General features: G+C 72.2%; 15 protein-coding genes and 1 pseudogene. 10 read left to right on the forward strand and 6 right to left on the reverse strand.

Features of this window, described 5'->3' with window-relative positions; all coding sequences use genetic code 11:
• Positions 1-233, forward strand: a pseudogene (locus tag ABEB12_RS22385) (S-(hydroxymethyl)mycothiol dehydrogenase); the annotation flags it as partial.
• Here the strand turns inward: ABEB12_RS22385 and ABEB12_RS22390 are convergent.
• On the reverse strand, positions 230-1,036 hold the full coding sequence (locus tag ABEB12_RS22390; protein WP_185060027.1) for an alpha/beta fold hydrolase: 807 nt from the start codon (positions 1,034-1,036) through the stop codon (positions 230-232). The pseudogene ABEB12_RS22385 and the gene ABEB12_RS22390 sit on opposite strands and share 4 nt — an antisense overlap.
• A 165-nt stretch (positions 1,037-1,201) precedes the next feature.
• Between ABEB12_RS22390 and ABEB12_RS22395 the strand changes: the two genes are divergently transcribed.
• Genes ABEB12_RS22395 through ABEB12_RS22410 form a run of 4 tightly spaced genes read left to right on the forward strand, consistent with a single transcriptional unit; the run spans position 1,202 to position 4,217 of the window.
• The gene (locus ABEB12_RS22395) at positions 1,202-2,506 is read left to right on the forward strand and encodes a cytochrome P450 (RefSeq protein ID WP_185060028.1); all 1,305 of its coding nucleotides are present in this window, start codon (positions 1,202-1,204) and stop codon (positions 2,504-2,506) included.
• A 23-nt stretch (positions 2,507-2,529) separates the two neighbouring features.
• Entirely contained in the window at positions 2,530-3,066 is a 537-nt protein-coding gene (locus ABEB12_RS22400; RefSeq protein ID WP_185060029.1) for a cupin domain-containing protein, read from the forward strand.
• 42 nt (positions 3,067-3,108) lie between these two features.
• The gene (locus ABEB12_RS22405) at positions 3,109-3,531 is read left to right on the forward strand and encodes an OsmC family peroxiredoxin (protein ID WP_185060030.1); all 423 of its coding nucleotides are present in this window, start codon (positions 3,109-3,111) and stop codon (positions 3,529-3,531) included.
• Positions 3,528-4,217, forward strand: coding sequence for a cupin domain-containing protein (locus tag ABEB12_RS22410; protein WP_185060031.1), 690 nt, complete (start codon positions 3,528-3,530; stop codon positions 4,215-4,217). Before ABEB12_RS22405 ends, ABEB12_RS22410 begins: the two co-directional genes overlap by 4 nt.
• Here the strand turns inward: ABEB12_RS22410 and ABEB12_RS22415 are convergent.
• Positions 4,177-5,592: an amino acid permease gene (locus ABEB12_RS22415; RefSeq protein ID WP_185060032.1), complete on the reverse strand. Its 1,416-nt coding sequence runs from the start codon at positions 5,590-5,592 to the stop codon at positions 4,177-4,179. The genes ABEB12_RS22410 and ABEB12_RS22415 overlap by 41 nt on opposite strands.
• A 64-nt stretch (positions 5,593-5,656) precedes the next feature.
• On the opposite strand from ABEB12_RS22415, the gene ABEB12_RS22420 reads away from it, so the two are divergent.
• Positions 5,657-6,826: an aminotransferase class V-fold PLP-dependent enzyme gene (locus tag ABEB12_RS22420; protein WP_185060033.1), complete on the forward strand. Its 1,170-nt coding sequence runs from the start codon at positions 5,657-5,659 to the stop codon at positions 6,824-6,826.
• Here ABEB12_RS22420 and ABEB12_RS22425 read toward each other — a convergent pair.
• Complete coding sequence (locus tag ABEB12_RS22425; RefSeq protein WP_185060034.1) at positions 6,775-7,740, reverse strand: fatty acid desaturase; 966 nt, start codon at positions 7,738-7,740, stop codon at positions 6,775-6,777. The genes ABEB12_RS22420 and ABEB12_RS22425 overlap by 52 nt on opposite strands.
• A gap of 86 nt (positions 7,741-7,826) precedes the next feature.
• Here ABEB12_RS22425 and ABEB12_RS22430 point away from each other — a divergent pair, with 86 nt between their 5' ends.
• Positions 7,827-9,029, forward strand: a complete 1,203-nt coding sequence (locus ABEB12_RS22430) for a helix-turn-helix domain-containing protein (RefSeq protein ID WP_185060035.1) — start codon at positions 7,827-7,829, stop codon at positions 9,027-9,029.
• Between the two features lie 68 nt (positions 9,030-9,097).
• Positions 9,098-10,651 (forward strand): asparagine synthase (glutamine-hydrolyzing), encoded by a 1,554-nt coding sequence (gene asnB / locus ABEB12_RS22435; protein WP_345703047.1) that lies wholly within the window; start codon positions 9,098-9,100, stop codon positions 10,649-10,651.
• On the opposite strand, the gene ABEB12_RS22440 is transcribed toward asnB, so the two are convergent.
• On the reverse strand, positions 10,641-11,096 hold the full coding sequence (locus tag ABEB12_RS22440) for a nitroreductase family deazaflavin-dependent oxidoreductase (protein WP_185060037.1): 456 nt from the start codon (positions 11,094-11,096) through the stop codon (positions 10,641-10,643). The two genes, asnB and ABEB12_RS22440, sit on opposite strands and share 11 nt — an antisense overlap.
• 124 nt (positions 11,097-11,220) lie before the next feature.
• On the opposite strand from ABEB12_RS22440, the gene ABEB12_RS22445 reads away from it, so the two are divergent.
• Together ABEB12_RS22445 and ABEB12_RS22450 are read left to right on the forward strand one after the other, a co-directional pair.
• On the forward strand, positions 11,221-11,913 hold the full coding sequence (locus ABEB12_RS22445) for a WHG domain-containing protein (RefSeq protein ID WP_185060038.1): 693 nt from the start codon (positions 11,221-11,223) through the stop codon (positions 11,911-11,913).
• 46 nt (positions 11,914-11,959) lie between these two features.
• Complete coding sequence (locus tag ABEB12_RS22450) at positions 11,960-12,370, forward strand: VOC family protein (RefSeq protein ID WP_185060039.1); 411 nt, start codon at positions 11,960-11,962, stop codon at positions 12,368-12,370.
• On the opposite strand, the gene ABEB12_RS22455 is transcribed toward ABEB12_RS22450, so the two are convergent.
• Positions 12,341-13,297 (reverse strand): amidohydrolase family protein, encoded by a 957-nt coding sequence (locus ABEB12_RS22455; protein WP_185060040.1) that lies wholly within the window; start codon positions 13,295-13,297, stop codon positions 12,341-12,343. The two genes, ABEB12_RS22450 and ABEB12_RS22455, sit on opposite strands and share 30 nt — an antisense overlap.
• Entirely contained in the window at positions 13,294-13,965 is a 672-nt protein-coding gene (locus ABEB12_RS22460; RefSeq protein ID WP_185060041.1) for a TetR family transcriptional regulator, read from the reverse strand. The genes ABEB12_RS22455 and ABEB12_RS22460 overlap by 4 nt, the downstream gene beginning before the upstream one ends.
• Positions 13,966-13,987: the final 22 nt, after the last annotated feature.

Here is a 13,987-nt window from a genome sequence, read left to right on the forward strand (position 1 = left end):
TGACGGTTGAGTTGCCGTTGATCGATGTGTTCGGTCGGGGTGGGGCGACGAAGTCGTCGTGGTATGGGGACTGTCTACCGTCGCGGGATTTCCCGATGTTGGTGGATTTGCATTTGCAGGGGCGGTTGCCGTTGGAGAAGTTCGTGTCCGAGACCATCGGGTTGGGCGAGGTCGAGCAGGCCTTCCACCGCATGGAACGCGGCGAGGTCCTCCGCTCGGTGGTCCTGATCTAGGGCCTCGGTTCCGACGCGTGGCGGATCACCTTGGTGACCGCGTCCGGGTCGGCCGCCGGGACGGCGTGCGGGGCACGCACCTCGGTGACCACCGCCTTGGCCCGCTGGGCCTGGAACCGCTCCGCGTCCGGGGAGATCGCCTTGTCCTCGGTGGCCACCACGGCGTACTTGGGCGTGGCGGCCGGCGCGGCGGCGGTGACCTTCTCGTCGAACGCGGCGGCTCGGATCGGGCGCTGCGCGGCGGCTTCGGCGGCCGCGTCGGCGGGATCGGCGCCGGCGTTGAAGATCTCCCGGTAGCTGGCCGGGTTGACCAGGACCTCCGGCCCGTCCGGGCCGGCCACGGTGTGCGTGGTGGCCGGGCCGATCAGCGAGCCGGGGAAGCTCGAGTTGAGCTGCCCGGCCGTCTCGCCCGCCTCCGGGATGAAGGCGGCCACGTAGACCAGCGCAGTCACGTCCGGCAGCTGGCCGGCCAGCCCACTCACCAGCAGGCCGCCGTAGGAGTGCCCGACCAGCACCTTCGGCCCGGGCACCGCCTGCACCTGGCCGGCGACGGCGGCGATGTCCGTGGCCACCCCGCGCAGCGGCACCGCCGGCACTAGCACCGGGTAGCCGTCGGCCTGCAGCTGCCGGGTCACCTTGCCCCAGGAGGAACCGTCCTCGAACGCCCCGCTGAGCAGCACGACCGTCGGCTTCCCGCCGGCCGGCCCGGCCACCCGCGCGCCGGCACACCCGGTGGTCACGGTGATCACCGTGGTCGCCGCCGCCAGGCCCAACACCAGGGCGAGCACCTTGTTGACTCTCATGGGGTGGACGTTAGGAACGAGAACGCCGTCGCCGCGACCGTCAGCTGACGCCGCGTGGGTACGTCAGAGATAGGATGTTGCACAGGCAACGGGGGACGGCAGGGGCGCCGGCCGCGCGGGGGAAGTCGCGGCCTCGGAGTGGAGACTGGCTGAGGTAGAGGGGCGATGGCGCTGGAGTCGGTGCCTGGGACGGCGGGCCCGCCGATCGTGGGACACACCGCGCGGTTGTTGGTCGACCCGCCCGAGTTCTACACGCGGCGGTACCAGAAGTACGGGCCAGTTTCCCGGTTCACGCTGATCGGGAAGTACTCGGTGCTGGCGGTGGGGCCCAAGGAGGCCGAGGCGGTGCTCGGCCGCAACCACCGGGACTTCGCCAACGGCCCCGCCTGGACCACCTGGATCGGGCCGTTCTTCGACCGGGGCCTGATGCTGCTGGACTTCGACGAGCACGCCCAGCACCGGCAGCTGCTGGCCCAGGCGTTCACCCGGGACCGGGTGGACGGCTACCTCGAGCAGATGTACGCGGTGCTCGAGCAGGACCTGCCGGCGTGGGCGCCGGGGACGACGCCGCGGGCGCAGGAGTTCGTGCGGGCGACCACGCTGCGCGCCGGGGTGCGGGTGTTCATGGGCGGCGGGCTCGGCGCCGAGGCCACCGCGATCGAGCGGGCGTTCCTCGCCTGCACCGGGGCCACCGGCGCGATCCTGCGCTTCCCGGTGCCCGGCGGGCGGTGGGCGCGCGGGCTGGCCGGCCGGCGCCGCCTGGAGGAGCTGTTCCGCGAGCGGATCCCGGTGGTGCGCGCGCGGGGCGGTTCGGACCTGTTCGCCGTGCTCTGCCGGGCGCGCACCGAGGACGGCGCCATGTTCAGCGACGAGGACATCGTGAACCACATGATCTTCCTGCTGATGGCGTCCTACGACCCGGTGGCGATGAACTTGCTGACCATGATCCGGCACCTGGCGGAGAACCCGGACTGGCAGGAGCGGTGCCGGCGCGAGTCGTTGGCCCTCGGCGTGGACGAGCCCGGCCAGGACGAGCTGGCCCGGCTGACCTCGCTGGACCTGGTGGCGCGGGAGTCGTTGCGCCTGGTCCCGCCGGTGTACGCGCTGCCGCACACCGCGGTCGACGACGTCGACCTGCTGGGCTTCCACATCCCGCGCGGGTCGGTGGTCGTGGTCTCCCCGTACCTGAACCACCGCCTGCCCGAGTACTGGGCCGAACCCGAGCGGTTCGACCCGGACCGGTTCGCCCCGCACCGCATGGAACACACCGCGCACGAGTACCTGTGGATCCCCTTCGGCGGCGGGGTGCACGCGTGCATCGGCACCCACTTCGCGTTCACCCAGATGAAGGCCGTGATGCACCGGCTGCTGCGCCGGTCGACCTGGCGGCTTGCCCCCGGGCACGCCCCGGGGATCACCTGGCGGGGTCTGCCCCGGATGCGCCAGGGCCTGCCTGTCCGGTTGGGCTAGGCGCCGGGGTTACTGTCGGGCGCGTGATTGGGCCACGTATCCGCGATCTCCGGACCGCGCGCGCGATGACGGTCACCGAGCTCGCCCGGGCGGCCGGCGTCTCGGTGGGCCTGATCAGCCAGGTCGAACGGGGGATCAGCGACCCCAGCCTGGAGACGCTGCGGCGCATCGCGATGGCCCTGGAAACCCCGCTGTTCGGCCTGTTTGCCGAGGCGGACGGCGAGCGGGTGGCGGTGGTGCGCAAGGACGCGCGGATGTTCGTGCGCTCGCCGCACGGGGGCATCACCTACCAGCGGCTTTCCGCCGGCACGGGCAAGATCGAGGTGCTGGAGGGGCAGTTGGAACCGGGGGCGGCGTCCTCCGAGGAGCCGTGGAGCCACCCGTCCGAGGAGTGCGTGGTGGTGCTCACCGGCCGGTTGGTGGCCGAGGTGGACGGCGCCCGGCACGAGCTGCGCGCGGGGGACAGCGCGACCTTCGACTCCCGGTCCCCGCACCGCTACCTGAACGAGACCGCCAAGCCGGTCCGCTTCCTGCTCTCCATCACCCCGCCCAGCTACTGATTTCAACTACACTAAACAAACTTCACAAGCGGAGGGGGTCCGGTGACGCGCATCCGGAAGACCGCGAGCGCCGCGTGGCGGGGGACCGCGTCCGCCGGTGAGGGCATCCTGGACCTCGGCGAGGTGTCGCTGCCGTTCAGCCTGCGCAGCCGGGTTTCGGAAGGCCCGTCCACCAACCCGGAGGAGCTCCTCGGCGCCGCCCTGGCCGGCTGTTTCGCCATGTCGCTGGCCAACCTGTGCGAGGAGCGGTCCACCCCGGCCGAGCGCATCGACGCGCGGGCCACCGTGCACCTGGTGGGCACCGAGGAAGGGTTCCGCATCCCGACCATCGAGCTGAGCTGCGTCGCCCGGGTGCCCGGGGTCGCCGCGGAGGTGGTCCGTGAGCTGGCCGAACAGGCCGAGCGCAGCTGTCCGGTGCGGCTGCTCTACACCGCCGAGGTGAAGCTCTCGGTGGTCGTGGAATGAGCCGGGTGCGGCACTGGCGGTCCGCGCCGGGCCCGTCGAGGGGCGGCCTCACGGTGCACGCCGTGCACGAGGACCCGGCCACCGGGCTGCGCCAGTCGGTCTACCGGCTCACCGGCGAGGCCGAGCTGGCCGGGCCGGGCGTAGATCGCCTGGAGACGCTGTACGTGCTGTCCGGCCGGGGCACCCTCACCGCCGGCGGCACCGATCACCCGCTGAATGCCCAGGTCGCCGCGCTGCGCCTGGGTGAGGAGCCATGCGCGGTGAGCGCCGCCGAGGAGCTGGTGATCGTCTCGGTGGCCGCTTCGGAGCGGGCGGGAGTGGCGTGTGGCCCCCGGCGGCCGACCATCGACCTGGCCGGCCAGGTCGCCGAGGACGCGGTCAGCGAGCGCGAGTTCCGCATGCTGTTCGGCCCGGAGACCGGGTGTTCCGGCGTGACCCAGTTCGTCGGGTACGTCCCGCCGATCCGCACGCCCCGGCACTTCCACCCGTACAGCGAGATGATCTTCGTGCTGGCCGGGCGGGGCGAGGTGGAGATCGACGGCGAGGTGTCCGCGATCGGGCCCGGCTGCTGCTTCTACCTGCCGGCCGGGCTGCCGCACCAGGTGGCCAACCTGGGCGACGGGTTCCTCGAGTTGCTCGGGGTGTTCACTCCGGCCGGGAGTCCGGCGGAGAACAGTCCGGCCTGAGCCTGCGCATCACCAGGAACACCACCACCAGCAGCGCGAAGAACGGCACGCCGGCCAGCCAGGCCGCCTCCAGGCCCTCGATGAACGCGGTGGAGACCAGCACCGCGCACAGGAACAGCGCGGCCAACCCGCTGGTGTACGGCGCGCCCCACAGCCGGGCGGGCGCGTCCCGATCGGCGCCGGCTCGCCGGAAGGCCCAGTGGGTGACCAGGATCAGGATCCACACGACCAGCGCGCCGAACACCGAGACGCCGAACAGCGCGATGTAGGCGCTGTCCGCCGCCGTGGCCGACAGGGTGGCCGCCAGGGCCAGGCCGAGGGCGCTGAGCAGCAGCGCGTTGCGCGGCACGCCGGCGCGGGAGACCCGGCCGGTCCAGGCCGGGGCGTAGCGGTCGCGGGCCAGAGAGTGCAGCATCCGGGTGGTCAGGTAGAGGTTGGTGTTGGCGCTGGACAGCGCGGCTGTGATCACCACGAAGTTGGTGATGGTGGCCGCGGCCGGCACCCCGGCGTCCGCGAACACCCGCACGAACGGGCTGGCCTCGATGGTCCCGCCCCGGGCCGCGGTGGTGGTCCACGGCACCACGGTCAGCACCACGGCCATGGCCAGCACGTAGAACAGCACCAGCCGCACCACCATCCGGCGCGCGGCGCGCGGGATGTCCCGCGCGGGGTTCTCGGACTCGGCGGCGGTGACCGCGACGACCTCGGTGCCCACGTAGCTGAACAGCACGAACACCATGGCCAGGAACAGCCCGGAGACCCCGTGGGGCAGCCACCCGCCGTGCTCGGTGAGGTTGCCGAACCCGGTGGCCGGCGACCGGGGCAGCCCGACGGTGATCAGTACGACGCCCAGCAGGATGAACACCGCGATGGCCACCACCTTGACCATGGCCAGCCAGTACTCCACCGTGCCGAAGAACCGCACGGCCGCCGCGTTCGCCCCGAGCACCACCGCCGAGCAGACCACCACGGGCAGCCACAGCGGCAGCTGCGGCCACCAGAACTGCAGGTAGATCCCGCAGGCGACGACCTCGCCGCCGATGGCGATGACCTGGATCGTCCAGTAGGTCCAGCGCTGCACGAAACCGGCCAGCGGCCCCAGGTAGCGCTGCGCGACGGCGCCGAAGGAGCCGGCCTCCGGGTGCACGGTGACCATCTCGGCCAGCGCCCAGGCCAGCACGAAGGCGACCAGCGCGCAGGCCGCGTAGGCCAGGACAGTGGCCGGCCCGGCGTGCGAGATGGCCAACCCGGACCCGAGGAACAACCCGGTGCCGATCGCCCCGCCCAGGCCGATCATGGACAGCTGGCGCCCGGTCAGCGCGCGCCGCAGGCCGGTCTCCTGGGTGGTGCTCGGGCGGTCCCCGGCGGGGTGCATCGCCTGAGGGTAGTCACACTAAAGAGATTTGACCACAGTGAAATCGCCGCCTAGCGTCGGCGGCATGCGCGATGATCCGGCGCGGTTCCGCGCTCAGTTCCCCGCGCTGGCGGACACGGTGCACCTGGCCAGCTGCAGCCAGGGGGCGCTGTCCTCCCGGCTGGCCTACGCGCTGCAGGAGATCGGCTTCTCCCTGCGGGACAAGGGCGCGCCGTGGGCGGAATGGACGGCCCAGGTGGACCGCGCCCGGGAGCGCTTCGCCCGGTTCATCGGCGCCGGTCCGGGCGAGGTCGCCGTGCTCTCCTGCGCCTCCGAGGCGGCCTTCCAGGTGGCCTCGAGCCTGGACTGGTCGCGGCGGGCCGGCGTGGTGACCACCGACCTGGAGTTCCCGTCCATCGCCCAGGTGTGGCTGGCCCAGCGCGCGAGGGGCGCCGAGGTGCGGGTGGCCGGGGACAACGGCACCACCGTGGACGCGGACGGTTACGCCGAGCGGATCGACGAGCGGGTGAACCTGGTCTCCGTGCCGCTGGCCTGCTACGGCAACGGGGCGCGCCCGCCGGTGCGGGAGATCGCCCGGCTGGCCCACGAGCGCGGCGCCCGGGTGTTCGTGGACGCCTACCAGGCGGTGGGCGTGCTGCCGGTGGACGTGCGCGAGCTGGGCTGCGACTACCTGGTCAGTGGGTCGCTGAAGTACCTGCTCGGGCTGCCCGGCATCGCGTTCCTCTACGTCCGGGGCGGCCTTTCGCATCAGCGTGACCCGGAGCTGACCGGCTGGTTCGGCCGCCGCGACCCGTTCGCCTTCGACCCCCGAACGCTGGACTTCCCTTCCGATGCCCGCCGGTTCGAGGTGGGCACCCCGCCGGTCCCGTCGGCCTACGCCGCCAACGCCGGCTTCGACCTGCTGGAACCCCTGGACCGGGCCGAGGTCGCCCGGCACGTGTCCGAGCTGACCGGGGAGCTGACCGAGCGGCTGGTCGAGGCCGGCGAGCTGGTCGCCAGCCCGACCGACGACGCCGGCCGGGGGCCGCAGGTGGCGCTGGTCGACGAGGACCCGGATGCGCTGGCCGAGTGGCTGGCCCGCCGGCGGATCGTCACCGCTCCCCGGGGCCGTGTCTTGCGCCTGTCCCTGCACTACTACAACGACCGCACCGACCTGGACGCCGTCACCGAAGCGGTTCGGGACTACCGCTGTTTGGCGGCGAGTCGCTGCGCGTTGGGCCAGCGCACGTCGTAGGCCCAACCCAGTTGCTCGAACCAGCGGATCACTCGCGCGGAGATGTCGATCTGGCCGGGTAGCACGCCGTGCCGGGCGCAGGTCGGGTCGGCGTGGTGCAGGTTGTGCCAGGATTCGCCGGCTGAGGGGATGGCCAGCCACCACACGTTGCGCGACCGGTCGCGGGTGGCGAACGGCTCGTCGCCCCACACGTGGCAGATGGAGTTGATGCACCAGGTCACGTGATGCACCAGCGCCACCCGCACCAGGCTGGCCCAGAAGAACGCGGTGAGTGCACCCATCCAGGACCAGGTGATCAGGCCGCCGAGCACGGCCGGACCAATCATCGAACCGAGCACCAGCCAGGGGAAGACGCGGTGGATGCGCGCGATGTCGGCGTCGGCGAGCAGGTCGGGGGCGTACTTGGCGCGGTTGGTGCGTTCGGTGGTGAACAACCAGCCGACGTGGGCGAAGAACAGGCCTTTGAGCAGCGCCTTCCAGCCGGTGCCGAAACGCCATGGAGAGTGTGGGTCGCCCTCGACGTCGGAGAACTTGTGGTGGCGGCGGTGGGTGGCCACCCAGTCCACCACGGTCATCTCCAGCGAGAGGCTGCCGGCGACGGCCAGCGCGATCTTCAGCGGGCGCTTGGCCTTGAAGGAACCGTGGGTGAACAACCGGTGGAACCCGACGGTGACCCCGAGCACGGTGACCACGTACATCACCGACCCGATCAGCACATCGCTCCAGCCGAGCAGCCCGGCGGCCCAGGCCAACGGGACCGCGGCGAGCAGCGCGATGAACGGCAGCACGATGAAGATCGTGAGCAGGATCAGGTCGAGCCGGGACTTGGGGTGGGGGTCGGCGTCCGGCCTCTGCGCCGGCGCACTCCGCGGGGGCGTGCCGGGATTGGCGTGGCGCGGGTCGATGACGGTCATGAGTACTAGTCTGACGCTGCGGTGAAGATAAATCTTGGCCACCGAGTGTGGATGTTAATGATGAATTTGTTCGCAAAGGACAGTTGATGTCGACGGATGGAACGCATGACGAACCGGAGCTGACGTTTCAGCCGATCGTCTTCGCGGCGCTGCGCGCCAGGCTGCCCGCTGTGGCGCAGAGTGTGGTGGGTGCCGTGGTGCACGAGGTGGCCGAGTACGCCGTCCCGCTCCAGCAGGGCAACATGGCCGCCAACATTGCCAACGCCGTCCGACTGGCTCTGGACGGGTTCCTGCGAATGGCGCAGCCCGCCACCGGCGGCAAGCAGCCGAGCGGTGAGCTCGCCATCGCGCTGGACGGGGCTTACGCGTTGGGTCGAGGCGAGGCGCGTTCCGGGCGCAGCATCGACTCGCTGCTGGCGGCCTACCGGATCGGTGCCCGGGTGGCCTGGCGGGAGTGGGGGACCACCGCTGTGGAGCAGCACGTCTCTCCGCAAGAGATGGTGCGGTTCGCCGAGCGGTTGTTCGCCTACATCGACCAGCTCTCGGCGGCCAGCGTCGCCGGTCACGGTGACGAGCTGACCGAGAGCGGCCGGGCCCGCGAGCAGCAGCGCGAGCGGTTGGGGCGCGCGCTGCTGGCCGGGGCTCCGGTCGACCAGCTGATCGCCTACGCCGAGCGCGCGGGATGGGAGCCGCCACGCACGTTGACCGTCGTGCTGGTCGGAGCCGACCGTGCCCGGCTGTTGTCCGGGGTGTTGGGCGGCCGCACGCTGTCCCTCGCCGCCGACGTCGCCGAGGATCGGCAGCTGCCCGACCACGTGCGCATCCTGTTGGTCCCGAATACCGGGGACGACCGGTCGACGGTGTGGGCGGCACTGGGCAACGAGCCGGCCATCGTCGGTCCCTGCCGGCCCTGGGTACACGCCCGGCAGTCGTACACCCGGGCCGCGCGGGTGCTGCTGATGCACGGACCCGCTCCGGGTGGTGTGGACACCGAGCGGCACCTCACCGACCTGGTGCTTAACGCCGACCCGGAGGCGGTGGCCGACCTGCGCGCGCGCGTGCTCGCCCCGCTGAACGACCTGCCGGCGGCCACCGCGGGCCGGCTCGCCGAGACCCTGCTGTCCTGGCTTCTGCACCAGGGGCGGCGGGAGGACGTGGCGCGCGACCTGACGGTGCACCCGCAGACCGTGCGTTACCGGATGACCCAGCTGCGCGAGCTCTACGGCGACACGCTGCTGCACCGCGCCACCACGTTGCAGTTGATCCTCGCCCTCAGCGGCCGCACCTGACGTAACGCCACTCACCCGACCTCGCGGGCCGGCGGATGAGAGGATGGCCGGTGAGGAAAGGTGCACATGTGTGCGGGATTGTCGCCGCTTTTGCCGAGTCCGACAGCGCCAGTGACAGAGCCATCGACACCGAGCAGTGCGAGCGGATGCTGGCCAGGATCCAGCACCGGGGGCCGGATGACACGGGGGTTTGCGCCCTCGACCGGGCCTGGCTGGGCCACCAGCGGCTGTCCATCATGGACGTCAGCGGCGGCCGGCAGCCACTGGCCGACCCGGACGGCACCACCTGGATCGTGGGCAACGGGGAGATCTACAACTACCGCAGCCTGAACGCCGACCTGCCGGACGGCCTGGTCCGGACCAAGTCCGACACCGAGGCCGCGCTGCACGTGGTCATGCGCACCGGTCCGGCCGCCGTGCAGGAGCTGAACGGGATGTTCGCCTTCGCCATGGCCGGGGAGGACGGCTCCGGGCTGGTCGCGCGCGACCCGATGGGGGTCAAGCCGCTCTACTGGCTCAGCCGCGACGGGGTGACCCTGTTCGCCAGCGAGCTGCGGGCCTTCGACGCCGAGGACCGGCCGGCGGCGGAGTTCTTCCCGCCCGGCTGCCTGTGGGCGCCGGCCACCGGCGTGGTCCGCTACGCCAACCCGGTCCCGGTTGAGGTGCGCCCGGCCCACCGGGCCAGCGAGGAGAACTGGGACGAAGCGGTGCTCAAGGAGCTGCGCGACGCGGTGGTGGCCGCGGTGCGCCGGCGGATGATGAGCGACGTCGGGGTGGGGGTGTTCCTCTCCGGTGGCCTGGACTCGGCCATCGTGGCCGCCATCGCCGCCCGCGAGGCGGCCGCGCGCGGCGAGGTGCTGCCCAGCTTCGCCGTCGGCACCGCGACCAGCGGCGACCTGCGGGCCGCCCGGCTGGTGGCCGATTTCATCGGCAGCGAGCACCACGAGGTGCTGGTCACGGCCGAGGATCTGGCGGAGGCGCTGGAGGAGGCGGTCGGGGTCATCGAGCACTTCGACCCGGCGCTGGTGCGCAGCTCGGTGCCGAACCTGCTGCTGGCCCGGGCGGCGGCGCGCAAGGTGAAGGTGGTGCTCACCGGGGAGGGCGCGGACGAGCTGTTCGCCGGCTACAGCTACCTGCACGGCCCGGACTTCGCCGAGCCGGACGTGCTGCACGCCGAGCTGGTGCGCAACCTGGAGGGCCTGCACAACCTGAACCTGCAACGCTGCGACCGGACCACGATGTACTACGGCCTGGAGGCGCGCGAGCCCTTCCTGGACACCGACCTGATCCGGGTCGCGCTGGCGCTGCCGCCGGAGTGGAAGCAGCTCACCGGCGGCCGGCCGGAGAAGGCGGTGCTGCGCGAGGCGTTCGCCGGCTGGCTGCCGGAGGAGATCCTCTGGCGGAAGAAGGAGCAGTTCGGCGACGGCTCCGGGGCCGGCACGGTGCTCGCCGCGCTGGCCGGGGAACGGGCCGCCGCGGTCGGCGCCGGCTGGGTCGGCGAGACGCCGGCCGACGCGTGGGAACTGCGCAGCGAGGAAGAGGTTCTCTACTACGAGATCTGGCGCCGGCACTTCCGCGGCGTGCGGGCCAACGCCACGCTCACCCCGTTCGCTACTCCGTAGGCCCCACCCGGAAGACCGGGTGGCCGGGGGCGACGCGCAGCAGCTCCTCGTCCGAGGCGTCCGGCCCGACGCCGTCGAAGAACACGCCCACCTCGAACTTCCACCGCCGCAGGTAGGCGCGCAGCACGGCCGCCTTGTCCGCGTCGGCGATCTCGGTGGCGCGGAACGGCTCCACCCGCTTGCCCACGACCAGCTCGCCGGTGCCCTGGACGCGCAGGTTGCGCACCCAGTGGGTCTGTCCCCGGGGTGCCACCAGGTAACGCACGCCGTCGTGGGTCAGCAGGTTCACCGGGGTGGTGCGCCATTCGCCGGTCTTGCGCCCGCGCACCCGCAGGATCCGCGAACCCCAGACGCTCACCCCGGCGCGGGTGAGTCCGCCGATCACCCGGTTGAACACCGCGGTGGCCCGGCCGGGCTGGACGTAGCGGGACTCGGTGTTGTTCATCGTTCCTCCTCATTTTCGAGAGCGGCGCTCTCGCTTAAGAGCAGTGAACCATTGGGTCGCACGTTCGTCAAGAGCAGTGCTCTCGAATTTGAGAAGTGCTCTCAAGTAAGGCATGCTGGCCGTCATGAACGCGGGACGAACGGTGCGGGAACGGGCCAGGGCGGAGCTGACCAGGGAGATCGCCGACGCGGCTCGCCGGCAGCTGGCCGACGTGGGCGCCAACGGGCTTTCGCTGCGCGCGGTGGCCCGCGAGCTGGGGATGGTCTCGTCCGCGCTCTACCGGTACTTCCCCAGCCGGGATGACCTGCTCACCGCGCTCATCGTGGAGGCCTACGAGGCGGTGGCGGACGCCGCCGAAGCGGCGGACCGGGGCGGCCCGCCGGCCGACCGGTGGCGCGCGGTGTGTGCGGCCATCCGGGGCTGGGCGCTGGCCCACCCGCACGAGTACGCGCTGATCTACGGCTCGCCGGTGCCCGGTTACCAGGCGCCGCGCACCACCGTCCCTCCGGCCGCGCGGATCCCGCTCGCGCTGGTCGCCATCGTCCGCGACGCCTGGACCGCCGGCGTCCTCGACGCGGGGGACGACCCGCCGCCCGCCTCGCCGGTGCTGCGGGCCCAGTTGCGCGAGGTTGCCGAGATGGCCGCCCCCGGCCTGCCCGACGCCGTGCTGGCGCGGGCGCTGATCGCCTGGACGCAGCTGTTCGGGATGATCAGCTTCGAGCTGTTCGGCCAGCTGATCGGCAGCGTGGACCCGAGCGAGGAGTTCTTCGCGCACACCACCGAGCGGATGGCCCGCTTCATCGGCCTCCCGGCCTAGGGTTTTCCCGCTGTCGCCGGTCCTGCCCGGCTGCCAGGATCGAGCCATGCCTGTCACACACGGCTTCAACCACGTGGCCACCTGTACCCCCGACCTGGACCGCCTGATCCGCTTCTACGGCGAGGCGTTCGACGGCAAGGTCACCTTCGAGATGGCCGCGACCGACGACCACCCGCGAATGGCCATCATCGATCTCGGCGGCGGGGCCGCGCTGAACGTGTTCGAGGTCGCCGAGGACACGATCATCGGGGAGCGCCGCAAGATGGGTGGCCGCGGCCCGATCGACCACTTCGGCCTGGCCGTGGACTCCCACGCCACGCTGGAGGCGCTGCGCGAGCGGCTGGTGGCCGCCGGCGCGGAGATCGGTGAGATCCAGCGGCTGGGCGGCGAGTGGTCACTGTTCTTCCGCGACCCGGACGGCATGGAGCTAGAGGTCTGCGCTCACGCGGTCGATTAGGCGGGGGAACAGCGCCGCCGCGTTCCGCCGGTTGATCGCCGCGCCGATCGCGTTCCCGAACGGCGTGTGCGCGAGGTGCTCGTCCAGGCCGGCGGCGAAGTAGTGGACCGCCGCCGGCGGCGCGAACGGCCAGTCGCTGCCGAACACGATCCGTTCCGGCCGGGCGAAGGCGAGCAGGCTGGGCAGCGCGGCGGCGGTGGCCGAGAGCGCGGTGTCGAAGTAGAAGCCGCGCAGGTCGGTGAGGATGTCGCGCGGGTCGGCGCCGGTGTCGGAGGACATGCCGAGGGCCATCCGGTGCGCCGCGTACGGCACGAACCCGCCGGCGTGGGAGAGCACGAACCGGATGTTGGGGAAGCGTCGCACCACGCCGTTGCGGACCAGCAGGTAGGCGGCGCGGCTGGTATCCAGCAGGAAGTCGGCGGCGAACGGGAGGATGCCCGGCACCTCGGGGCCGGGCAGTTCGGCGGGGTGCACGAACACCACCGCGCGGCGTTCGTCCAGCGCGGCGAACAGCGGGTCCTGCCCCTCGGCCCCGAGGTAGACGCCCCGGCTGTTGGCCAGCAGCACCACCCCGTCCGCGTGCAGCACGTCCAGCGCGTGCACCGCCTCGGCGCGGGCGGCGGCCACGTCCGGCATGGGCAGCGTGGCGAAGTGGCCGAACCGGTCCGGGTGCCGTTCCACCAGCTCGGCGCCGAACTCGTTGACCCGCCGGGCCAGCCCGGCGGGATCGTCGGCGAACGTGGTGCCGGGGGTCGACACGGACACCACGGCGGCGGCGATGCCCACCTCGTCCATCAGCCCGAGCGCTTCCTCCGGGTTCCAGTCCGGCATCGGGCGACCGCCGGCGGCGGTGATGCCGGCCTCGCGCAGCGCCTCGCGGTAGGGCGCGGGGATGAGGTGCTGATGTACGTCGATGCGTCCGGTCATGGGTTGCTCCGATGGGTGTCGAGCTCGCGGGCGGTGGCGTCGGACAGGCTCCGGGCGTGCAGCTCGAACAGGGCGACGAGGTCGGTGTCGTCCCCGTCCAGCTCGTGCGCGATGAACAGCCCGTCGGCCCCGGCCATGGCGTAGGTGGTCAGCGCGCGCACCGAGGACTCCGGCAGCTCGGGGGTGAGCTCCCGGATCGCCTCGGCGATCCGTTCCCTGGTGATCTGGCGGACCTGCAGGAACTTGGTGCGCGCGGTCGGCTCGGCCGGCCGGCGTTCCAGGGCCAGCATCAGGCCGAGGCGCAGGAAGTCCGGCGTGTCCAGCAGCGCCTTGGCCAGCCCGACGGCCATCGTGCGCACCCGCTCGCCCGCGTCGCCCACCTCGGGCCCGGGCAGCTCGACCGCGGCCAGCCAGCGCTCGAAGCTGCGCTCGATGACCGCGGCGATCAGCTCGTCCTTGTTGGCGAAGTGCCAGTAGATCGAGCTGGCCGGCAGCCCGGAGCGGGCGCTCACCTCGCCGATGCTCGTGCCGTCGTAACCGCGCTCGCCGGCGATCTCGGCGGCGGCATCCAGGATCCGTCGCCGCGACTCCTCCCCGTCGGCGCGCCGCTTTCTCGTCGAACGCTGGCTCGTCGAACGCTGGCTCGCCGGACGTCGGGTGTTAGCCACGTCTCCTCCCTTGACCGTGCCG

This window comes from Actinospineispora eucalypti (assembly GCF_039543365.1).
In the GTDB taxonomy this organism is placed as follows: domain Bacteria; phylum Actinomycetota; class Actinomycetes; order Mycobacteriales; family Pseudonocardiaceae; genus Pseudonocardia; species Pseudonocardia eucalypti.